Here is a 20,344-nt window from a genome sequence, read left to right as displayed (position 1 = left end):
CGAACAAGGCGGCCGCGCGCATCTGGCACAGGGGTTACTAGCCCGAAACAAACGTAGGAGCGAGCGCAGCTCGCGATGCGCCGCGCGGGCGGCGCTCGATCTCACAGGCACTGAAGATGCAGCGGCTACCCTTGCCAGGAACCATACAATCTCCCACAGGATCACCACAGGCGCTGCATATCTTCTGACAAACACCTGTCAGCCCTAAGGCGATCCCTGTGGAAGCTGGCTTGCCTGCGATAGGGCCGGCAAGGCCTCAGCGCAGTTCAGCCTCTGGCACCGTCGTGCGCTGCGCAATCGCTTCGGGCCGCCACTGCTGGCGGGCCACGGCCAATACTTCAGCCGGCGTTGCCAGCAGCAACTGCGGGTCAGTCGCCTGCCCCAGCGCCCGCAACGCCCGCAACAACAGCGGCGTCGCCTGCTCGGCCTGCAACGGCGGCGAACGGTATGACTTGCCAAGCTTGTGGCCGTCCGGCTGCACGATCAGCGGTATGTGCAGATAGCGCGGCTGCGAAAAGCCCAGCAGCTCTTGCAGGTACAACTGGCGCGGGGTGTTGTCGAGCAGGTCGGCACCGCGCACGATGTCGGTGACACCTTGCCAGGCGTCGTCCAGTACCACGGCCAGCTGGTAGGCATACAGGCCATCGCGGCGCTGTATCACGAAATCGCCCACGTCGCGGCCCAGGTGCTGCTGGTAAACGCCTTGTACGCGGTCGCTGAAACGGTAGATCAGCTCTGGCACCCGCAAGCGGATCGCCGCACCCTCGCGCGCATGCCCGGCGTTACGGCACAGGCCTGGGTAGATGCCGCCATAGGCCTCCAGTTGCTTGCGCGAGCAGGTGCAGGCATAGGCCAGGCCCATGTTGAACAGGCGGTCGACCACCGCGGCATAGGCGTCGTGGCGCTGGCTTTGAAACACCACTTCGCCGTCCCAGTGCAGGCCGTAGCGTTCGAGGGTTTGCAAGATGGCGTCACGGGCGCCGGGCATTTCCCGGGGCGGGTCGGTGTCTTCCACGCGCAGTAGCCAGCGGCCGTCGACCGCGCGGGCATCCAGCCAGGAGGCGAGTGCAGCCACCAGTGAGCCAAAGTGCAGGAAACCGCTGGGGGTGGGGGCAAAGCGCCCAATGTAGCTGGAGTTGGTCATGGTCTGGCTGGGTATATAAATGCAACGGGGCGCATGATGCGCCCCGTTCGGTGGGAAGAAAGATCAGCCTTTGCCGACCGTTTTTTCCTTTTTCTCGGCGATTTCCTTGCAGTCGAAGCACAGGTCGGCGGTAGGGCGGGCTTCCAGACGGCGCAGGCCGATCTCGATGCCGCACGACTCGCACCAGCCGTATTCGTCGGCCTTGATCTTGTCGAGGGTCTTGTCGATTTTCTTGATCAGCTTGCGCTCGCGGTCGCGGTTGCGCAGCTCAAGGGCGAATTCTTCTTCCTGGCTGGCACGATCGGCCGGGTCGGGGAAGTTGGCTGCCTCGTCCTTCATGTGATCCACAGTGCGGTCCACACTGGTCATCAGCTCTTGCTTCCAGGCGCCGAGAAGCTTGGTGAAGTGCTTTTTCATGGGCTCACCCATGTATTCTTCACCCTTGGACTCTACGTAAGGCTCGACACCGTACATGGTCTGACCGGTTTTTTGCTTTTCTACGGTGGACATGAATAGACCGCCTCTCACTCATCTGATCCAATGCGCAGGATGCTCCATCTCCGGCGACCGCCGGCCCTGCGACTGCGAGCCGCCGAACTTACCAGATAGATCGGGGGTGCGCTAGCCCGCCCGATCCTGCTAACAGACACCGGCCTGAGCGGTACGTTCGATTGCTTACGCAGGTAGAATCATCAGTTTAGCCGCTATTGAGAGAAGGTCATGGCCCACCCCTACAGCGCGCGCAGCCGCGCCATCGAACCTTTCCATGTCATGGCACTGCTGGCGCGGGCCAACGAGCTGCAGGCGGCCGGCCACGACGTGATCCACCTGGAAATCGGCGAGCCGGACTTCACCACCGCAGCACCGATTGTGGCTGCGGGCCAGGCCGCGCTGGCCGCCGGCCACACCCGCTATACCGCCGCACGCGGCCTGCCGGCGCTGCGCGAAGCGATAGCCGGGTTCTATGCACAGCGCTATGGCCTGAGCATCGACCCGCAGCGCATTCTCATTACTCCAGGCGGCTCAGGCGCCCTGTTACTGGCCAGCAGCCTGCTGGTCGACCCCGGCAAGCACTGGCTGCTGGCTGACCCGGGCTACCCGTGTAACCGCCACTTCCTGCGCCTGGTAGAAGGCGGGGCGCAACTGGTACCGGTCGGCCCGGAGGTGAACTACCAGTTGACCGCCGACCTGGTGCAGCGCTACTGGGACCAGGATACCGTTGGCGCCTTGGTCGCCTCGCCGGCCAACCCGACCGGCACGGTGCTGGGCCGTACCGAACTGGCCAGCCTGGCCAAGGCCACCCGTGAACGGCACGGCCACTTGGTAGTCGACGAGATTTACCATGGGCTGACGTACGGCATGGATGCGCCCAGCGTGCTGGAAGTGGATGACTCGGCGTTCGTCCTGAATAGTTTTTCCAAGTATTTCGGTATGACCGGCTGGCGCCTTGGCTGGCTGGTGGCTCCACCGCAGGCCGTGGCCGACCTGGAGAAACTGGCGCAGAACCTGTACATCAGTGCGCCGAGCATGGCACAGCATGCTGCGCTGGCGTGCTTCCAGCCCGAAACCCTGGCCATCTTCGAACAGCGTCGCGCCGAATTTGCCCGCCGCCGCGACTACCTGCTGCCGGCGCTGCGCGAGCTGGGTTTGCGCATTGCCGTTGAGCCGCAGGGGGCGTTCTATCTATATGCCGATATCAGCGCTTATGGCGGTGATGCGTTTGCCTTCTGCCGGCATTTCCTGGAGACCGAACACGTGGCCTTCACCCCGGGCCTGGACTTCGGTCGCCACCTGGCCGGGCACCATGTGCGCTTTGCCTACACGCAAAGCCTGCCGCGCCTGGAGGAGGCGGTGCATCGCATTGCCCGTGGCTTGCGGAGCTGGCAAGGCTGATGCTTTTTTCACCTGCACTCGAACACGGCCGCCTGCTGCGTCGCTACAAACGGTTCCTGGCCGATATCGAACTGGCCAGCGGCGAGCAGTTGACCATCCACTGCCCGAATACTGGCTCCATGCTCAATTGCATGCGTGAAGGCGGGCGGGTGTGGTTCAGCCGCTCCAACGACCCCAAGCGCAAACTGCCGGGCACCTGGGAAATCAGCGAAACCCCACAGGGCCGGTTGGCGTGCGTGAATACCGGGCGGGCCAATGCCCTGGTCGAAGAGGCGCTGCACGCCGGTACGATCGCCGAGCTGGCCGGGTTCACGGCACTCAGGCGTGAGGTGGCGTATGGCGAGGAGGGCAGCCGCATCGACTTCCGCCTGGAGTTCGACGGTGCCCCGGCCTACGTCGAGGTCAAGAGCGTGACCCTGGGCTACCCCGATAGCCCGGTTGCGGCGTTTCCCGATGCGGTGACCCAGCGCGGGGCCAAGCACCTGCGCGAGCTGGCGAAGCTGGCCAGCCAAGGCATACGGGCGGTGCAACTGTATTGCGTCAACCTGACCGGCATCGACGCGGTGCGCCCTGCCGAGGAGATCGATGCCGCTTACGCCCAGGCGTTGCGTGCTGCGGTGGCGGGCGGGGTGGAAGTGCTGGCATACGGCACGCGCCTGGACCCGCAGGGTATCGTCATCGACCGCCGCTTGCCGGTGCTGCTCAACCCTTGAGCCAGACGCCCTGGGTGTCTTCATGGCAGCCCAGGGCCTGCAACTGCTCACCGTCACAGGGGCCGGCCACGCATTCGCCGCTCTCGATCAGGAACAGCGCGCCGTGATGGCCGCACTGGATCAGGCTCGCGCTGTCATCGAGAAACCGCTCCTGTGCCCAGTTCAACGGGATGCCCTTGTGCGGGCAGCGGTTGCGGTACAGGTAGACCTGGCCCTGGCGGCGCACGCCGAACAGTTGCAGGCCGTCTACGCTGAAGGCGCGTGCCTGGCCCTCGGCCAGGCTGGGTGATGTACAGAGAAAATGCATGGCAGTACGACTCGTGAAACAGATGATGGCTTGACGCGTCAATGCGAATAATTATCAAATTGCCCGCATTCGCTGCGTTCGGCCGTCCATGGTGCGCAGTTCCGCCGCTCGCCACAAGGCGTGCAGCTCGCCTTCAGAAGGAACCCGATGATGCGTCGTCCCGTCGCTTTGCTCGCCTTGTGTGCAAGCCTTGTGCTCTCTAGCCAGGCCCTGGCGGCAGACCTGCCGCAACGCTGGGTCAGCGCCGGCGGCGCGCTGAGCGAGTGGATATGCGCGTTGGGTGGTGAAGCGCGGCTGGTGGGGGTGGACACGACCAGTCAGCACCCAGCTTCGTTGAAGTCGCTGCCCAGCGTGGGGTACCAGCGCCAGCTGTCGGCCGAGGGCGTGCTCAGCCTGCGCCCGGATGTGCTGGTGGGTACCGAAGAAATGGGCCCGCCGCCGGTACTGGCGCAAATCCGCAAGGCCGGTGTGCGTGTCGAGCTGTTTTCCAGCAAGGCCGAGCTGGCGGCGGTAGACAGCAACCTCAAGCAGTTGGGGCAACTGCTGGGTGCAGAACCCCAGGCCACTGCGCTGGCCGCGGGTTACCATCAGCAACTGCATACCTTGCAGGCCAAGGTCCAGCAGGCCCAGGCGCAGCACAAGGCACCCGGGGTGTTGCTGCTGGTCGGGCACGCTGGGGCCAAGCCGCTGATCGCCGGGCAGGGCACCGCCGGTGACTGGCTGCTGGGCCAGGCCGGTGGGCGCAACCTGGCAGAGCATCAGGGCTACAAGCAGTTCTCGAACGAAGCATTGGCTGCCCTGGACCCGGATGTGATCGTGTTCTCCGACCGGGCGCTGGCCGATGAGCAGGCGCTGCAGGCTTTGTTGAAAGAAAACCCGGCGCTGGCGGCTTCGCGTGCCGTGCGTGGGCAACGCCTGGTGTCGCTTGACCCCACGCTGCTGGTCGGTGGGCTTGGGCCGCGCCTGCCGGCGACCTTGCAATCACTGGCAGCGACCTTCTACCCGGCAGCCAAGGCCAGCTTCGCACAATGAAACAGCGGGTCCAGCCACGTACGTTGTTCATTTGCCTGAGCCTGCTGTGCCTGCTGGCGGTGTGGCTGTCGCTGGCGCTTGGGCCGGTCAGCCTGCCGCTGTTCGATACCCTGCGCGCGGGCCTGCGGTTGATGGGCCTGCCCGTTACCGCCGACGGCTTGCAGCAGGCCGAAATGATCCTTGGCCAGATCCGCCTGCCGCGCACCTTGCTTGGGCTGGCAGTGGGCGCGGTGCTGGCGTTGTCCGGGGTCGCCATGCAGGGGTTGTTCCGTAATCCGCTGGCCGATCCGGGTTTGGTCGGGGTGGCCGCCGGGGCGGCCGTGGGCGCGGCGCTCGCTATTGTCGGCGGGGCCTGGTTCGGCGGCCTGCCAGAGGCCATTGCACCCTATTTGCTGTCGTTCTGTGCCTTTGTCGGGGGCCTTGGCGTGACGGCGCTGGTCTACCGCCTGGGCCGCCGCGATGGGCAGACCAACGTGGCCACCATGCTGCTGGCCGGGGTCGCGATGACGGCACTGGGCGGCGCGGTGGTGGGGCTGTTCTCGTACCTGGCCGATGACGCCACGTTGCGTACGTTGACCTTCTGGAACCTGGGCAGCCTCAACGGTGCCAGCTACGACCGGCTATGGCCGTTATTGCTGGTGGCGGCGGGTGTGGCACTGTGGCTGCCACGGCGGGCCAAAGCGCTGAATGCCTTGCTTTTGGGGGAATCCGAGGCCCGCCACCTGGGCGTTGATGTGGAGCGGCTCAAGCGCGAACTGGTGTTCTGCACGGCGCTTGGGGTGGGTGCGGCTGTTGCGGCTGCCGGCCTGATCGGCTTCATCGGGCTGGTGGTGCCGCACCTGGTGCGTTTGCTGGCCGGGCCGGATCACCGGGTGTTGTTGCCAGCCTCGCTGCTGGCTGGCGGTGTGCTCATGCTGTTTGCCGACCTGGCGGCACGGCTGCTGCTGGCACCTGCCGAGTTGCCGATCGGCATTGTCACGGCCTTTGTCGGGGCGCCGTTCTTTCTGTTCCTGCTGGTGCGAGGGCGCAGCTGATGTTGCATGCCGAGGGCCTGCACTTGCGGCGGGGCAGCAACGAGGTGCTGCATGACATTGATCTGCAATTGCCCCCCGGCCAGGTGGTGGGCGTGCTCGGCCCCAACGGCGCGGGTAAGAGCAGCCTGTTGGGCGTGATGTGTGGCGAGCTGGTGCCAGACCGTGGGCGGGTGACGTTGCAGGGGCGCGGCCTCGGTGATTGGCCTGGACAAGAGCGGGCCCGGCGCCTGGCCGTATTGCCTCAGGTGTCGAGCCTGGGGTTTTCGTTCAGCGTCGAGGAAGTGGTGGCCATGGGCCGCATGCCGCACGGCACCGGGCAGCGGCGCGACGCCGAAATTGTCGAAGCGGCGTTGCAGGCAGCAGATGCCTGGCACCTGGTAGGGCGCAGTTACCTGGCGTTGTCCGGCGGCGAGCGGCAACGCGTGCACCTTGCCCGTGTGCTGGCACAGTTGTGGCCGGGGGAGCAGGGCACTACCTTGTTGCTCGATGAGCCCACCTCGATGCTCGACCCGCTGCACCAGCACACTACCCTGGAGGCTGTGCGCCGCTTTGCCGACCGCGGCGCCGCGGTGCTGGTGATCTTGCATGACCTGAACCTGGCGGCGCGCTACTGTGACCGGATCCTGTTGCTGGAGCAGGGGCGTTGCCATGCCTTTGCCTCGCCTGAACAGGTGCTGACGCCGGCAGCGTTGAAGGCCGTGTACGGGATCGACGTGCTGGTGCAGGCACATCCTGAGCGTGGCCACCCGCTGATCATTACCCGTTAAAGCCGGCCCGATCGTGGTCGTGAGCGGCCGCTACCCATGGAGCTTCTGCCAATGCGACACCCGCTGTTGTCCGGTTTTTCGCTGTGCATGTTACTGGTATTGGGCGGCTGCCAGGCCAGCCTGCCACCGTTGCCTGCCTGGCAGAGCACCGAAGGGCGCACGCATGCCCAGCTTGGGCAGGTGGTCGATCTCGGCAGCGGGCAGGTAATCAGCCCGGACCAACTGGTACAGCGTTTGGCTACCGCACCGCGAGTACTGGTCGGCGAAAAACATGACAACCCCGACCACCACGCACTGCAAGTGTGGTTGCTGCACGCCCTGCAGAGCCAGCGTGCCCAGGGCAGCCTATTGCTGGAGATGCTGCAACCTGAACAGCAGCCGCGGGTGGACAGGCTCAAAAGGCAACCCTTGCCGGCAGACTTGCCCATCGCACTGGCGTGGCAGGAGGGCTGGGACTGGCAGTTGTACGGGCCGATCGTGCGTGCAGCCCTGCAACAGCAGGTCCCCCTGCTGGCCGCCAACCTTTCCCCAAGTGAAATGCGCCACGCCTACCGGCAGCCGGCGCCATTGGCGGGCGAGAAATCCAATGCCGCGACGGTCAGGGCGAGCTTGCTGCAGCAGGTACGCACCGGGCATTGCGGGATGCTGCCGGAAAGCCAGCTACCGGCGATGCTGGCCGTGCAGCAGCAGCGTGACCGGCGCATGGCCGAGCGCTTGCTGGCGGCGCCGCAACCGGCACTGCTGTTTGCCGGGGCCTATCACGTGCGTAAGGACCTGGGCGTGCCGTTGCACCTGAGTGACTTGGGTGCGCAGGGTGCGAGCAAGGTGCTGATGCTGGCCGAGGTGGGCGAGAAGGTTGATGCCGGTGAGGCCGATTACGTGTGGTACACGGCGGCGACGCCAGAGCAGGATTATTGCGCGCAGCTGAAACGATAAGACATGGAAACCTTGGGCAAAAAAAAGACCCGGCAAATTGCCGGGTCAATAACCGTGATTAGCCTGATGAGGAGATAATCTGAGAGTCCGAACCAGGGGCTCTTAGCTTATCCAACCAGTCTCGCGACCAGTTGTGATAATCATAACAATTCTCATTTAGCCGTCAATCCCCTTTTCGCGCTTATTTTGGATTTTTTTGCGCGGGGTTTTTCGCATCCAGTTGTTGGTTGAGGGCTTCCTTGCGTTCGAGTGGCAAATCGTTCCAGTGCATATCCAGCAGGGCGCCTTCTATGGCATACAACAGCACCTTCGATGCGCGAAACCCTCGCGTCTTCACGGCCTGGTATGCACCCACCGCACCCAGGCGGCGCAGATCCGATGCACTGTGAATGCCGGCCGCATGCAGCCACTGCGCAGAGGTCTTGCCAAGGTTTTTCAGATGCTGCAATTCATCGTTCATCGAGCCTCCTTGCGATGGCTGAACGTGTCATGGGGAGATAAATCGCGAGCAGGTCAGAGAGGAGTGTAGCGGGGGTTGGGGAATACGCGGCTTTTTGCCATCGGGGCGATGAGATGCCCTGTGCCGGCCTCTTCGCGGGCTCGCCCGCTCCCACAGGTTCGGCGCAGCCTTCAGGGGCTGTGGTTTACCTGTAGGAGGGGCAAGCCCGCGAAGGGCCGGCCCAGGAAACCGGCTAGCTTACAAGCCAGGCAGACGCTGGCGAATCTGCTCGATCACCTGGTCCATGCTGCCAGCAGTCTGGGTGTCAACGTGGGTGCTCTGCGCCAGCTCCTGCGTATCCAGCGCCTCTCGGCTGGCCTGCTGCGCCTTGACCACCTCCAGGGTGGCATCCGACGGGTCGCTGTTCTCGGCCTGGCGCTGCTCCAGCCAGCTGGCGATTACCGGGTCCGGCGCGTGGCAGTCCAGAATCAGGAACGGCACGCCAGTCTGGCTGGCGACCTCGGCCGCAGCCAGGCGCTGTTCGCGTTTGAGGTAGGTGGCATCCAGCACCACCGGGAACCCTGCCCGCAGTACGGTCGCGGCGACTTCGTGCAGGCGCCGGTAAGTGGCAGTGCTGGCCTCCTCGGCATAGATGCCGGTGCTGAGCTGGGCGGCCTCAACCTGCTGCTGTTCGCCGTACAAGCGCTTGCGCTCTACGTCGGAACGCACGCGCACCGCGCCCAGGGCCTCGACCATGCGCATGGCCACATGGCTTTTGCCCACTGCCGATACGCCGTGGGTGATGGCCAGCAGGCGCGAAGGGATGGCGCTGTAGCTTTCTGCCAGGTTGGCGTAGTTGCGGTAGGTGCGCAGGGTGGTGGCACGCTGCACGCCATCGGCATTGGCCGGCATGCTGAACAGTGCGACCTTGGCCCGTACCAGTGCGCGGTAGGCCTTGTAGAAGTTGAGCAGCTCCAGGCCTTCGTAGTCGCCGGTCAGTTCCAGGTACTGGCTGATGAAGCGCCGGGCCAGGCACTTGAGGCCGCGGTCTTCCAAGTCCATCGCCAGGAAGCCGGTGTCGGCGTAGACGTCGGTCAGGCGGAACGGTTCGTTGAATTCGATGCAGTCGAAGATCACCACCTGGCCATCGATCAGCGTGGCGTTGCCCAAGTGAATGTCACCGTGGCATTCGCGAATGAAGCCATTGGCCTTGCGTTTTTCCAGCAGGCCATGCAGGCGCTCGAAGCTGCTGCGTGCCCAGGCTTGCAGGGCGTCTAGCTGTTGCAGGTCGGCCTTGTCGCTGAGGAACGGGCGAATCTGCTCGAAGTTCTGCTCCACCGGCACCATGACGGCCTCCGGCGTGCCCAGTGGGTGCTCGACCGGTACCCGCGGGGCCTGCAGGTGGAATTCGGCAATCTGCCGGGCCATCTGGTCGATGTGCGTGGCGTTCAGTTCGCCATTGGCCTGCAAGGTGCTGAGCATCTGGCCTTGGGGGAACTGGCGCATCTTCAGTGCATATTCGATGGCCTGGCCTTCGCCGGCGAGCTGCGGCGCATCGGCGCTACCGGTGATCGGCAAAACGTCCAGGTACAGGCCGTCGGTCAGGCGCTGGTTCAGGCGCAATTCTTCGTTACAGAAATGCTGGCGCTGGTCCAGGCCAGTGAAGTCGAGAAAGCCGAAGTTCATCGGTTTCTTGATCTTGTAGGCGTACTCGCCCGTCAGCAGCACCCAGGAGATATGCGTCTCGATGAGCTGGAACCCGTCCACGGGGTGGGGGTACAGGGCGGGGTTCTGCAACGCAGTGATAAGAGCTTGGCTCACGGCAAATCCTTCCGGGGGCAGGGAATTCGAATGCATCATTATGGTCAATGGTGCCGTCCCTGCCTACCGCCGGGCCGCCTGCCCAGTCTTTCCAAAGTGCGTATAATCCGCCGTCATGACTCGAACCCGAACTCCCCGTACCCCTCAAAAACGCCCGACCGGCCGCTCCCGCGCCTGGCTGGGCTGGGCTTTGAAGCTCAGCCTGGTAGGCCTGGTGATCGTCGCCGGCTTCGCGGTTTACCTCGATGCCGTTGTCCAGGAGAAGTTCTCTGGCAAGCGCTGGACCATCCCGGCCAAGGTGTATGCACGGCCGTTGGAGCTGTTCACCGGCCAGAAACTGAGCAAGAACGACTTCCTCACCGAGCTCGACGCGCTTGGCTACCGGCGTGAAAGCGCGGCCAACGGCCCGGGGGCGGCGGCCGTCAACGGCAACACCGTCGACCTCAACACCCGTGGCTTCCAGTTCTACGAGGGCATGGAGCCCGCGCAGTTCGTGCGCGTACGCTTCTCCGGCGATTACGTGGCCGGCCTTTCCGGGGCCAATGGCAAGGCGCTTGACGTGGTGCGCCTGGAGCCGCTGATGATCGGCGGTATCTACCCGAAAAACCTTGAAGACCGCATTCTGATCAAGATCGACCAGGTGCCCAAGTACCTGCTCGAGACCCTGGTTGCCACGGAAGATCGCGACTTCTACAGCCACCATGGCGTGTCGCCCAAGTCCATCGCCCGGGCCATGTGGGTGAATACTTCATCCGGCTCGATGCGCCAGGGTGGCAGTACCTTGACCCAGCAGTTGGTGAAGAACTTCTACCTCAGCAGCGAGCGCAGCCTCAGCCGCAAAGTGACCGAAGCGATGATGGCGGTGCTGCTTGAACTGCATTACGACAAGCGCGAAATCCTCGAGGCCTACCTCAACGAGGTCTTTGTCGGGCAGGACGGCCAGCGTGCCGTGCACGGCTTCGGCCTGGCCAGCCAGTTCTTCTTCAGCCAGCCGCTGTCGGAGTTGAAGCTGCACCAGATCGCCTTGTTGGTGGGCATGGTCAAGGGCCCGTCCTACTACAACCCGCGGCGTTACCCTGAACGTGCCCTGGCCCGCCGCAACCTGGTGCTCGACCTGGTGGCCGAACAAGGCGTGGCCAGCCAGGAGGAGGTCGATGCAGCGAAGAAGATGCCGCTGGGCGTGACCAAACGTGGCAGCCTGGCCGACAGCTCGTTCCCGGCCTTCCTCGACCTGGTCAAGCGGCAGTTGCGCCAGGACTACCGCGATGAAGACTTGACCGAGGAAGGCTTGCGTATTTTTACCAGCTTCGACCCGATCCTGCAGATGAAGGCCGAAGCCTCGATGAGCGAGACGTTCAAGCGCCTGGCCGGGCGCAAAGGGGCGGACGAGGTCGAATCGGCGATGGTCGTGACCAACCCGGAAACCGGTGAGGTACAGGCCCTGATCGGCAGCCGCCAGGCAGGTTTCGCCGGCTTCAACCGCGCCATCGATGCCTCGCGGCCGATCGGCTCGCTGGTCAAGCCGGCTGTCTACCTGACCGCGCTGGAGCAGCCGAGCAAGTACACCCTGACCAGCTGGGTGCAGGATGAGCCGTTTTCGGTCAAAGGTGGCGACGGCCAGGTCTGGCGCCCACAAAACTATGACCGCCGCCCGCACGGCACGATCTACCTGTACCAGGGGCTGGCCAATTCCTACAACCTGTCCACTGCCAAGATCGGCCTGGAAGTGGGGGTGCCAAACGTGATCAAGACCATCGGCCGGCTGGGGGTGAATGTCGACTGGCCAGCCTTCCCGGCCATGCTGCTGGGGGCTGGCGGCATGTCGCCGATGCAGGTCGCGACCATGTACCAGACCATTGCCAATGGTGGCTTCAACACGCCGATGCGCGGTATTCGCAGCGTGCTCACCGCCGAGGGCGAACCGCTCAAGCGCTACCCGTTCCAGATCCAGCAAACCTTCGACCCGGGTGCCATCTACCTGGTGCAGAACGCCATGCAGCGAGTGATGCGCGAAGGTACCGGGCGCTCGGTGTACAACACCTTGCCGCGCTCATTGACCCTGGCGGGCAAGACCGGTACCAGCAACGACTCGCGCGACAGCTGGTTCTCTGGTTTCAGCCAGGATTTGCTGGCGGTGGTGTGGATGGGCCGCGACGATAACGGGAAAACACCGTTCACCGGCGCCACCGGTGCCCTGCAGGTATGGACCAGCTTCATGAAGAAGGCCGACCCGCTGCCGCTGGACATGCCGCAACCGGACAACGTGGTACAGGCCTGGATCGACCCCTACAGCGGCCAAGGGTCTGACGGCAGCTGTCCGGGAGCGGTACAGATGCCGTATATTCGCGGCAGTGAACCGCCCGCTGGCGCAACCTGTGGCGGCGAGCAGAATCCAGCTGAATCGGTCATGGACTGGGTCAAGGGCTGGATGAATTAAGCGCAGGCTGCATTGATGAGGTGTGACGTGAACAAGTGGCTGTTTCCTGCCGTGACGGCGCTGGCTGTGCTCCAGGGGTGCTCCAGCGTCCCACGCGGCAATATTCCGGTGGTCGATTCGAGCACCCGCGTGTCGAACAGCGAGCGCGTGTCTGCCAACCGCCCGGCGGGTGGTTACAATGCTGGCACCGCGCAAGCGCAAACAATGCCTGAGGATTCCGGCGTCACCGTGATGATCCCGCAGGGCGCAGGCGCTTCGGGCATCCAGACCTTCCCGGCGGCCAATGGCGCGGCGCCGATCAGCACCGCGCCGATCACGCCGGGGCCGATCGCTACCGGGCCGGCCACGTCGGCGCCCATGACCACCAACCCCAACCCGATCGCCGACGAACCGTTCGATATCGCGGCGATGAACAGCGCCCCACAAAGCACCAGTGCCCCCACCGGTATTCCGCGCAGCAACACGGCTGCAGGTGGCCTGGCGGCTGACGAGCAACTGGACGGCCCAGTACTGGCACTGCTGACCACCGCCACCACCCAGCAGGGCAGTGGCGATTTCAACGGCGCTGCTTCCAGCCTGGAGCGTGCCCAGCGCATTGCCCCGCGCGAACCGCAGGTGCTCTACCGCCTGGCTCAGGTGCGTTTGTCGCAAGGCGATGCCCCGCAGGCCGAGCAGCTGGCGCGTCGCGCCCTGACCTACGCCAACGGCCGCCCCAGCCTGCAGGCCGAACTGTGGAACACCATCGCACAGGCCCGTGAAAAACAGGGCGATAGCGCTGGCGCCGCCTTGGCCCGGCAAAAAGCGCGGGTCAGTTCCTGATGATCGAGCAACGTATTCTGGACATCGCCGACCACCTGCTGCTGATCGAGCGTGAGCTGCAGGTGCAAGGCTGGTGGGAGGACGAGCCACCGAGCGACGAGGCGCTGGCCAGTACGGTGCCCTTCGCCGTCGATACCTTGCGTTTCGAGCAATGGCTGCAATGGATTTTCCTGCAACGCATGAAGATCATCATCGAGCTCGGCCAGCCGCTGCCAAATGCCTCCAGCATCCTGGTCATGGCCGAAACGGTGTTTGCCGACCGGCCGGAGCAAAGTCGTGAGCTGCGCCGGCTGTTGGCAGCTTTTGACCAATTGATCGCTCCTTCTGCCTGATTTCTTCAGTTTTTTCGTCAAGGGCCGCAGATTGTGGCCCTTTTTTATGGAAATCTTATTATTTCTGCTGCTGAAGCGATTTTTAGTGGTTGCAAGAATTCATCTCGGGGAAAAATTGGCAATAATTTTTCTTGACTTGTGCGCGCCGAATCACAAGAATCCAACTTCCGCTTTAGAGGGACTGCCAGAAGCAGACCCGCTAAGCAGATCATGAGGCGCACACCCGCGCCGACCTGTTACACCCCGCAACGCGTTACCTCGCGCTGGGTGGGAAAACCCCGCAACACTCTGGGGCGCTCCCAATACTTGCTCAGTCAGTGCTGACGTTCGCTCATGCTCTGCTTGGCAGTAAACCTATTAAGACCCGTCCTGAAGGGGCGGTATTCTGGCGTTTTAGAGGTGAACAACGTGGAGCTTTTATCTGGCGCTGAGATGGTCGTCCGCTTCTTGCGTGACGAAGGCGTTAAGCACATCTACGGGTACCCTGGTGGTGCTCTCCTGCATGTTTACGACGCGCTGTTCAAAGAACCGGAAGTGGAACACATCCTGGTTCGTCACGAACAGGCGGCAACCCATATGGCGGACGGCTACGCCCGCGCCACCGGCAAGGCCGGTGTGGTGCTGGTAACCTCCGGCCCGGGCGCGACCAATGCCATCACCGGTATTGCCACCGCCTACATGGACTCGATTCCGATGGTCATCCTGTCCGGCCAGGTGCCTAGCACCATGGTAGGTACCGATGCCTTCCAGGAAACCGACATGATCGGTATCTCGCGGCCGATCGTGAAGCACAGCTTCATGATCAAGCACCCGACCGAGATCCCTGAAATTCTGAAAAAGGCGTTCTACCTGGCGCAATCCGGTCGCCCAGGTCCAGTCGTGGTCGACATTCCAAAAGACATGACCAACCCGGCTGAAAAGTTCGAATACGTCTACCCGAAAAAGGTCAAACTGCGCTCGTACAGCCCAGCGGTCCGTGGCCACTCCGGCCAGATCCGCAAGGCGGCCGAGATGCTGCTGGCTGCCAAGCGCCCAATCGTCTACGCCGGTGGCGGTGTGATCCTGGGCGGTGGCTCCGAAGCGCTGACCGAAATCGCCAAGTCGCTGAACCTGCCTGTCACCAACACCCTCATGGGGTTGGGCGGCTTCCCGGGTACTGATCGCCAGTTCCTCGGCATGCTCGGCATGCACGGCAGCTACACCGCCAACATGGCCATGCACAATGCCGACGTGATCTTCGCCGTCGGTGCGCGTTTCGACGACCGCGTGGTCAACGGCCCGGCCAAGTTCTGCCCGAATGCCAAGATCATCCATGTCGATATCGACCCGGCGTCGATCTCGAAGATGATCAAAGCCGATGTACCTATCGTTGGCCCGGTCGACAGCGTGCTCAGCGAAATGCTCGGTATCCTCAAGGAAATCGGCGAGCAGCCCGACAAGGCCGCGCTGGATGCCTGGTGGAAGCAGATCGACGAGTGGCGTGGCAATGGTGAGCTGTTCCCTTACGACAAGGGCGACGGCAATGTCATCAAGCCGCAGAAAGTCATCGAGACCCTGTGCGAAGTGACCAAAGGCGATGCCTTCGTCACCTCCGACGTAGGTCAGCACCAGATGTTCGCGGCGCAGTACTACCGTTTCAACAAGCCGAACCGCTGGATCAACTCCGGTGGCCTGGGCACCATGGGCTTCGGCTTCCCGGCGGCGATGGGCATCAAGCTCAACTTCCCGGACCAGGACGTGGCCTGCGTGACCGGCGAAGGCAGCATCCAGATGAACATCCAGGAGCTGTCCACCTGCATGCAGTACGGCCTGCCGGTGAAGATCGTCAACCTGAACAACGGGGTGTTGGGCATGGTCCGCCAATGGCAGGACATGGCCTACAACGGTCGTCACTCGCACTCGTATGTCGAGTCGCTGCCTGACTTCATCAAGCTGGCCGAGGCCTATGGCCACGTGGGTATCCGCATCACCAGCCTGAAGGACCTCAAGCCGATGCTGGAAGAAGCGTTTGCGATGAAGGATCGCCTGGTATTCATCGACATCGCGGTTGACCGCAGTGAGCACGTCTATCCGATGCAGATCAAGGATGGCTCGATGCGTGACATGTGGCTGAGCAAGACGGAGCGTACCTGATATGCGGCATATCATTTCCCTGCTGCTGGAAAACGAACCCGGTGCTTTGTCCCGTGTGGTCGGCCTGTTCTCCCAGCGCAACTACAACATTGAAAGCCTGACCGTGGCGCCGACCGAAGACCCGACCCTGTCGCGTCTGACGCTGACCACCGTTGGCCATGACGAAGTGATCGAACAGATCACCAAGAACCTGAACAAGCTGGTCGAAGTGGTCAAGCTCGTCGACCTGTCGGAAAGCGCCCACATCGAGCGCGAGCTGATGCTGGTCAAGGTCAAGGCCACCGGTGCCCAGCGCGCCGAGATCAAGCGCACCACGGATATCTTCCGTGGCCAGATCGTCGATGTGACTGCCAGCGTGTACACCGTACAACTGAGCGGTACCAGCGACAAACTGGACAGCTTCATCCAGGCCATCGGCACCGCATCGATTCTCGAAACCGTGCGCAGCGGCGTTACCGGCATTGCCCGTGGCGACAAAGTGCTCAGCATCTGAATTTAAAAATTAGCGATGGCTCCGCAGGGGGCCGAGATATAACCAGGGGTATTTTCATGAAAGTTTTCTACGATAAAGACTGCGACCTTTCCATCATCCAGGGCAAGAAAGTCGCCATCATCGGTTACGGCTCCCAGGGCCACGCTCAGGCGTGCAACCTGAAGGACTCCGGTGTAGACGTTACCGTCGGTCTGCGTAAAGGTTCGGCTACCGTTGCCAAGGCTGAAGCCCACGGCCTGAAAGTTGCCGATGTTGCTACCGCTGTCGCTGCGGCTGACCTGGTGATGATCCTGACCCCGGACGAGTTCCAGGGCACGCTGTACAAGAACGAAATCGAGCCGAACATCAAGAAGGGCGCTACCCTGGCCTTCTCCCACGGCTTCTCGATCCACTACAACCAGGTTGTGCCGCGCGCCGACCTGGACGTGATCATGATCGCGCCGAAAGCGCCGGGCCACACCGTGCGCTCCGAGTTCGTCAAGGGCGGTGGTATCCCTGACCTGATCGCGATCTACCAGGACGCTTCGGGCAACGCCAAGAACGTCGCCCTGTCCTACGCCGCTGGCGTGGGTGGTGGCCGTACCGGCATCATCGAAACCACCTTCAAGGACGAGACCGAAACCGACCTGTTCGGTGAGCAGGCCGTCCTGTGCGGTGGTACCGTAGAGCTGGTCAAAGCCGGTTTCGAAACCCTGGTTGAAGCTGGCTACGCGCCGGAAATGGCCTACTTCGAATGCCTGCACGAGCTGAAGTTGATCGTTGACCTCATGTACGAAGGCGGTATCGCCAACATGAACTACTCGATCTCCAACAACGCAGAGTACGGTGAGTACGTCACCGGCCCAGAAGTCATCAACGAAGAATCCCGCAAGGCCATGCGCAACGCACTGAAGCGCATCCAGGACGGCGAGTACGCGAAGATGTTCATCTCCGAAGGCGCCACCAACTACCCATCGATGACCGCCAAGCGTCGTAACAACGCTTCGCACGGCATCGAGATCATCGGTGAGCAACTGCGCTCGATGATGCCTTGGATTTCGGCGAACAAGATCGTCGACAAAGCCAAGAACTAAGTAGCATCGCAACATGAAAAACGCGGCTTCGGCCGCGTTTTTTCGTTCTGGCAGTCAGCATCTGGTATAAAGCAGACCAGTGGCCTGCCGTCAGAACCTGTTTCGCGGGCCCGTGTCGAACATTTTCCATCCTGTTGCAAGGTACCCTCCATGAGCGAACGTCCCGAAGAGCCGAACAAGCCCTCCGACGCCGAAAGCCTGCTACCGGTCGATGAGCACGTTGAAGAAGGCCATGACGCCGAAGGTCGCAAGGTGCGCCACCGCGGCATCTACCTGCTGCCCAACCTGTTCACCACCGCCAACCTGTTTGCCGGCTTTTATTCCATCATCAGCTCGATGAGCGCACAGAGCGCCCTGAGCGCTGGCGACCCGCGTGAAGCGAGCAAGTATTTCGCGTTTGCCGCCATTGCCATCTTCGTGGCCATGGTGCTCGATGGCCTCGACGGCCGTGTCGCGCGCATGACCAATACCCAAAGCGCGTTCGGCGCCGAGTATGACTCGCTGTCGGACATGGTCGCCTTCGGTGTAGCCCCGGCCTTGCTGGCCTTCGGCTGGGCGTTGGGTGACATGGGCAAGGTTGGCTGGATGGTCGCCTTCATCTATGTTGCCGGCGCCGCGCTGCGCCTGGCACGCTTCAACACCCAGGTCGGCACCGCCGACAAGCGCTACTTCATCGGCCTGGCCAGCCCGGCTGCCGCGGGTGTTGTGGCCGGCACCGTGTGGGCGTTCAGCGACTACGGTATTCAGGGCTCCAAGCTGTCGTTCCTGGTGGCGCTGTTGGTGGCGGCTGCAGGCATGCTGATGGTCAGTAACATCAAGTACAACAGCTTCAAGGAGCTGGACCTCAAGGGCCGTGTGCCATTTGTGGCCATCCTTGCCGTGGTGCTGGTGTTTGCCGTGGTGTTCAGCGACCCGCCGCGTATCCTGCTGCTGATCTTCCTCGCCTACGCGGCTTCGGGGCCTATCCAGTTCCTGCTCAAGTCGCGCCGCCGTAAAGCGTAAAAAACGCTTAACGCTGGAATAACCCGCCGGCTCCATAGTCTTACTGGTACGTCCGTTACCCAGTGCTATGGAGCCGCTCATGCTCATCAAGCTTCCCAGGTCGTCCGAGTGCAAGGCATCGGAGATCACCCCCGAAGGCATTTACCTTTCCCGTCGTACGTTGTTGGGTGGCTCGTTGGCCGGCCTGGCCCTGGGCGCATTGCCCAGTGTTGGTCGTGCGGCCGAGGCCAGCCGTTATGCCGATGTCGAGCCGGGCAAGGCGCCTGGCTGGTTCACGGAAAAGCTCGGCGCCACGCAGTGGCAGGCAGTCACGGCCAAAGGGGAGGCGATCACGCCGTTCAAGGACGCTACCCACTACAACAACTTCTATGAGTTCGGCCCCGACAAGGGCGACCCGGCGGCCAATGGCGACAGCCTGAAAACCGAACCTTGGTCGGTTGTAGTGGATGGTGAAGTCGGCAAGCCTGGGCGCTATGCCCTGGAAGACTTCGTCAAACCCTACCAGCTTGAAGAGCGCATATACCGGCTGCGTTGTGTTGAGGCCTGGTCGATGGTCATCCCATGGCTGGGGTTCCCATTGGCTCAGGTACTGAAGCAGGTCGAGCCTACTTCAAAGGCCCGGTACGTGCGCTTCGAAACCCTGAAAGACCCGGAGCATATGCCTGGCCAACGCTCGGGTTTTGCGCTGATCGACTGGCCTTATAGAGAAGGGCTGCGGCTGGACGAAGCGATGCACCCCTTGGCGGTTCTTGCGGTAGGCATGTATGGCCGCGAGTTGCCCAACCAGAATGGTGCACCGCTGCGGCTGGTGGTGCCGTGGAAGTATGGTTTCAAGAGCATCAAGTCGATCGTGCGCATCAGCCTGGTGGCCGAGCAGCCCGGAACTACCTGGCAGGGCCTGGCACCCGATGAATATGGGTTCTACGCCAATGTGAACCCCACTGTCGATCACCCGCGCTGGAGCCAGGCGCGGGAGCGGCGGCTGCCTAGCGGGCTTTTCAGTCCCAATGTGCGGGAGACGCAAATGTTCAATGGCTATGCCGACGAAGTGGCCTCGCTCTATGCCGGGCTCGACCTGCGGAAGAACTACTGATGCGCTATCCCTGGTTTCGTCTGGCGATCTTTATTGTGGGCTGCCTGTTTCCTGCCTGGTGGTTGTACGAAGCGGCAACGGGGTTGCTGGGGCCTGACCCGGGCAAGATCATGATGGACCGGTTGGGGCTTGGCGCGCTGATCTCCCTGCTGGTGACCTTGAGCATGACGCCGCTGCAGAAGCTGACGGGGTGGTCGGGTTGGATCGTGGTGCGGCGGCAGCTGGGGTTATGGGTGTTTGCGTATATCGTGCTGCACATTCTCTGTTACCTGTTCTTTATTCTCGGGCTGGATTGGGGGCAGTTGGCGGTGGAGCTGCGCAAGCGGCCTTACATTATTGTCGGGGCGCTGGGGTTTCTTGGGTTGTTGGCGTTGGCGGTTACCTCGAACCGGTATAGCCAGCGGCGGCTTGGGGCGCGGTGGAAGAAGCTGCACAGGTTGGCGTATGCGGTGTTGGGGTTGGGGTTGCTGCATTTCTTGTGGATCGTGCGTTCGGATCTGCGGGAGTGGGCGGTTTATGCGTTTGTTGGGGTTGTGTTGATGGGGCTGAGGGTTCCGGCGGTGTCGCGGAGGTTGGCTGGGTTGGTCAGGCGGTAAGGGGGGGTGAGTTGGGTTCAGGATGGGCAATGGGCCTGTCTATAGATAGTGGTGGGGTTGGGAGCCGTACGCCGCAACACATTCAGTGCCTGTGAGATCGAGCGCCGCCCGCGCGGCGCTCGATCTCACAGGCGCTGAAAATGTTGTGGCGAACACTTCGCGGCCTCAAAACAGCCTTCGCCTGGAATATTTCAAATAAATGAAATTAAAGGTTGACGCCCTCTCGAATCCCCTTATAATGCGCCCCACTTCCAGCGACAACGGAACGACAAACTCCTTG

General features: G+C 62.7%; 20 protein-coding genes. 15 read left to right on the top strand and 5 right to left on the bottom strand.

Annotation, left to right across the window (positions count from 1 at the left end):
* Nucleotides 1–256: 256 nt before the first annotated feature.
* Both gluQRS and dksA read right to left on the bottom strand, forming a co-directional pair.
* Nucleotides 257–1,144, bottom strand: coding sequence for a tRNA glutamyl-Q(34) synthetase GluQRS (gluQRS, locus tag QME24_RS23435; protein WP_029886411.1), 888 nt, complete (start codon nucleotides 1,142–1,144; stop codon nucleotides 257–259).
* A gap of 63 nt (nucleotides 1,145–1,207) precedes the next feature.
* On the bottom strand, nucleotides 1,208–1,654 hold the full coding sequence (gene dksA, locus QME24_RS23430) for an RNA polymerase-binding protein DksA (RefSeq protein ID WP_009685370.1): 447 nt from the start codon (nucleotides 1,652–1,654) through the stop codon (nucleotides 1,208–1,210).
* A 210-nt stretch (nucleotides 1,655–1,864) separates the two neighbouring features.
* On the opposite strand from dksA, the gene QME24_RS23425 reads away from it, so the two are divergent.
* Nucleotides 1,865–3,037 carry a pyridoxal phosphate-dependent aminotransferase gene (locus QME24_RS23425; RefSeq protein WP_054905999.1) on the top strand — a complete coding sequence of 391 codons (1,173 nt, stop codon included), beginning with the start codon at nucleotides 1,865–1,867 and terminating at the stop codon, nucleotides 3,035–3,037.
* The gene (sfsA, locus tag QME24_RS23420; RefSeq protein ID WP_125855424.1) at nucleotides 3,037–3,750 is read left to right on the top strand and encodes a DNA/RNA nuclease SfsA; all 714 of its coding nucleotides are present in this window, start codon (nucleotides 3,037–3,039) and stop codon (nucleotides 3,748–3,750) included. Before QME24_RS23425 ends, sfsA begins: the two co-directional genes overlap by 1 nt.
* Here the strand turns inward: sfsA and QME24_RS23415 are convergent.
* A complete protein-coding gene (locus QME24_RS23415) occupies nucleotides 3,740–4,057 on the bottom strand; it encodes a Rieske (2Fe-2S) protein (protein WP_009685374.1) in 318 nt (105 codons plus the stop codon). The genes sfsA and QME24_RS23415 overlap by 11 nt on opposite strands.
* 147 nt (nucleotides 4,058–4,204) lie before the next feature.
* On the opposite strand from QME24_RS23415, the gene QME24_RS23410 reads away from it, so the two are divergent.
* From QME24_RS23410 to QME24_RS23395, 4 genes are read left to right on the top strand one after another with little or no spacing between them, the layout of a single operon-like run.
* Complete coding sequence (locus QME24_RS23410; protein WP_192440987.1) at nucleotides 4,205–5,089, top strand: ABC transporter substrate-binding protein; 885 nt, start codon at nucleotides 4,205–4,207, stop codon at nucleotides 5,087–5,089.
* Between the two features lie 50 nt (nucleotides 5,090–5,139).
* Nucleotides 5,140–6,123: an iron ABC transporter permease gene (locus QME24_RS23405; RefSeq protein WP_172828436.1), complete on the top strand. Its 984-nt coding sequence runs from the start codon at nucleotides 5,140–5,142 to the stop codon at nucleotides 6,121–6,123.
* The gene (locus QME24_RS23400) at nucleotides 6,123–6,890 is read left to right on the top strand and encodes a heme ABC transporter ATP-binding protein (RefSeq protein WP_009685378.1); all 768 of its coding nucleotides are present in this window, start codon (nucleotides 6,123–6,125) and stop codon (nucleotides 6,888–6,890) included. The genes QME24_RS23405 and QME24_RS23400 overlap by 1 nt, the downstream gene beginning before the upstream one ends.
* A gap of 51 nt (nucleotides 6,891–6,941) precedes the next feature.
* Nucleotides 6,942–7,826 (top strand): ChaN family lipoprotein, encoded by an 885-nt coding sequence (locus tag QME24_RS23395; RefSeq protein ID WP_054905995.1) that lies wholly within the window; start codon nucleotides 6,942–6,944, stop codon nucleotides 7,824–7,826.
* A 181-nt stretch (nucleotides 7,827–8,007) separates the two neighbouring features.
* On the opposite strand, the gene QME24_RS23390 is transcribed toward QME24_RS23395, so the two are convergent.
* Together QME24_RS23390 and QME24_RS23385 are read right to left on the bottom strand one after the other, a co-directional pair.
* Nucleotides 8,008–8,286 (bottom strand): TfoX/Sxy family protein, encoded by a 279-nt coding sequence (locus tag QME24_RS23390; RefSeq protein ID WP_009685380.1) that lies wholly within the window; start codon nucleotides 8,284–8,286, stop codon nucleotides 8,008–8,010.
* Nucleotides 8,287–8,523: 237 nt separating this feature from the next.
* Nucleotides 8,524–10,086: a bifunctional aminoglycoside phosphotransferase/ATP-binding protein gene (locus tag QME24_RS23385; protein ID WP_281691067.1), complete on the bottom strand. Its 1,563-nt coding sequence runs from the start codon at nucleotides 10,084–10,086 to the stop codon at nucleotides 8,524–8,526.
* A 115-nt stretch (nucleotides 10,087–10,201) separates the two neighbouring features.
* On the opposite strand from QME24_RS23385, the gene mrcB reads away from it, so the two are divergent.
* From mrcB to msrQ, 9 genes are all read left to right on the top strand, one after another.
* Entirely contained in the window at nucleotides 10,202–12,523 is a 2,322-nt protein-coding gene (gene mrcB / locus QME24_RS23380) for a penicillin-binding protein 1B (RefSeq protein WP_009685382.1), read from the top strand.
* A 15-nt stretch (nucleotides 12,524–12,538) separates the two neighbouring features.
* Nucleotides 12,539–13,342 (top strand): tetratricopeptide repeat protein, encoded by an 804-nt coding sequence (locus QME24_RS23375; protein WP_125855429.1) that lies wholly within the window; start codon nucleotides 12,539–12,541, stop codon nucleotides 13,340–13,342.
* Entirely contained in the window at nucleotides 13,342–13,674 is a 333-nt protein-coding gene (locus tag QME24_RS23370) for a YqcC family protein (protein WP_009685384.1), read from the top strand. The genes QME24_RS23375 and QME24_RS23370 overlap by 1 nt, the downstream gene beginning before the upstream one ends.
* A 408-nt stretch (nucleotides 13,675–14,082) precedes the next feature.
* Complete coding sequence (locus QME24_RS23365; protein ID WP_009685385.1) at nucleotides 14,083–15,807, top strand: acetolactate synthase 3 large subunit; 1,725 nt, start codon at nucleotides 14,083–14,085, stop codon at nucleotides 15,805–15,807.
* A 1-nt stretch (nucleotide 15,808) separates the two neighbouring features.
* Nucleotides 15,809–16,300: an acetolactate synthase small subunit gene (ilvN, locus tag QME24_RS23360; RefSeq protein ID WP_003250040.1), complete on the top strand. Its 492-nt coding sequence runs from the start codon at nucleotides 15,809–15,811 to the stop codon at nucleotides 16,298–16,300.
* Nucleotides 16,301–16,356: 56 nt separating this feature from the next.
* Nucleotides 16,357–17,373 (top strand): ketol-acid reductoisomerase, encoded by a 1,017-nt coding sequence (gene ilvC / locus QME24_RS23355; protein ID WP_009685386.1) that lies wholly within the window; start codon nucleotides 16,357–16,359, stop codon nucleotides 17,371–17,373.
* 150 nt (nucleotides 17,374–17,523) lie between these two features.
* On the top strand, nucleotides 17,524–18,375 hold the full coding sequence (pssA, locus tag QME24_RS23350; RefSeq protein ID WP_009685387.1) for a CDP-diacylglycerol--serine O-phosphatidyltransferase: 852 nt from the start codon (nucleotides 17,524–17,526) through the stop codon (nucleotides 18,373–18,375).
* A gap of 79 nt (nucleotides 18,376–18,454) precedes the next feature.
* Nucleotides 18,455–19,468, top strand: coding sequence for a protein-methionine-sulfoxide reductase catalytic subunit MsrP (gene msrP / locus QME24_RS23345; RefSeq protein WP_054913419.1), 1,014 nt, complete (start codon nucleotides 18,455–18,457; stop codon nucleotides 19,466–19,468).
* Nucleotides 19,468–20,064 (top strand): protein-methionine-sulfoxide reductase heme-binding subunit MsrQ, encoded by a 597-nt coding sequence (msrQ, locus tag QME24_RS23340; RefSeq protein WP_280091781.1) that lies wholly within the window; start codon nucleotides 19,468–19,470, stop codon nucleotides 20,062–20,064. The genes msrP and msrQ overlap by 1 nt, the downstream gene beginning before the upstream one ends.
* The last annotated feature ends 280 nt before the right edge of the window (nucleotides 20,065–20,344 follow it).

Origin of the sequence: Pseudomonas sp. PARCl1, from assembly GCF_947311875.1 — a bacterium.
Classification (GTDB): Bacteria; Pseudomonadota; Gammaproteobacteria; order Pseudomonadales; family Pseudomonadaceae; genus Aquipseudomonas; species Aquipseudomonas juntendi.
This window is presented reverse-complemented; position numbering and strand designations above follow the sequence as displayed.

Excerpts from the sequence above, each read along its gene's own strand:
- gluQRS (WP_029886411.1), bottom strand. The coding sequence starts at position 1,144 with ATGACCAACTCCAGCTACATTGGGCGCTTTGCCCCCACCCCCAGCGGT.
- dksA (WP_009685370.1), bottom strand. The coding sequence starts at position 1,654 with ATGTCCACCGTAGAAAAGCAAAAAACCGGTCAGACCATGTACGGTGTC.
- QME24_RS23425 (WP_054905999.1), top strand. The coding sequence starts at position 1,865 with ATGGCCCACCCCTACAGCGCGCGCAGCCGCGCCATCGAACCTTTCCAT.
- sfsA (WP_125855424.1), top strand. The coding sequence starts at position 3,037 with ATGCTTTTTTCACCTGCACTCGAACACGGCCGCCTGCTGCGTCGCTAC.
- QME24_RS23415 (WP_009685374.1), bottom strand. The coding sequence starts at position 4,057 with ATGCATTTTCTCTGTACATCACCCAGCCTGGCCGAGGGCCAGGCACGC.
- QME24_RS23410 (WP_192440987.1), top strand. The coding sequence starts at position 4,205 with ATGATGCGTCGTCCCGTCGCTTTGCTCGCCTTGTGTGCAAGCCTTGTG.
- QME24_RS23400 (WP_009685378.1), top strand. The coding sequence starts at position 6,123 with ATGTTGCATGCCGAGGGCCTGCACTTGCGGCGGGGCAGCAACGAGGTG.
- QME24_RS23395 (WP_054905995.1), top strand. The coding sequence starts at position 6,942 with ATGCGACACCCGCTGTTGTCCGGTTTTTCGCTGTGCATGTTACTGGTA.
- QME24_RS23390 (WP_009685380.1), bottom strand. The coding sequence starts at position 8,286 with ATGAACGATGAATTGCAGCATCTGAAAAACCTTGGCAAGACCTCTGCG.
- mrcB (WP_009685382.1), top strand. The coding sequence starts at position 10,202 with ATGACTCGAACCCGAACTCCCCGTACCCCTCAAAAACGCCCGACCGGC.
- QME24_RS23375 (WP_125855429.1), top strand. The coding sequence starts at position 12,539 with ATGAGGTGTGACGTGAACAAGTGGCTGTTTCCTGCCGTGACGGCGCTG.
- QME24_RS23370 (WP_009685384.1), top strand. The coding sequence starts at position 13,342 with ATGATCGAGCAACGTATTCTGGACATCGCCGACCACCTGCTGCTGATC.
- ilvN (WP_003250040.1), top strand. The coding sequence starts at position 15,809 with ATGCGGCATATCATTTCCCTGCTGCTGGAAAACGAACCCGGTGCTTTG.
- ilvC (WP_009685386.1), top strand. The coding sequence starts at position 16,357 with ATGAAAGTTTTCTACGATAAAGACTGCGACCTTTCCATCATCCAGGGC.
- pssA (WP_009685387.1), top strand. The coding sequence starts at position 17,524 with ATGAGCGAACGTCCCGAAGAGCCGAACAAGCCCTCCGACGCCGAAAGC.
- msrP (WP_054913419.1), top strand. The coding sequence starts at position 18,455 with ATGCTCATCAAGCTTCCCAGGTCGTCCGAGTGCAAGGCATCGGAGATC.
- msrQ (WP_280091781.1), top strand. The coding sequence starts at position 19,468 with ATGCGCTATCCCTGGTTTCGTCTGGCGATCTTTATTGTGGGCTGCCTG.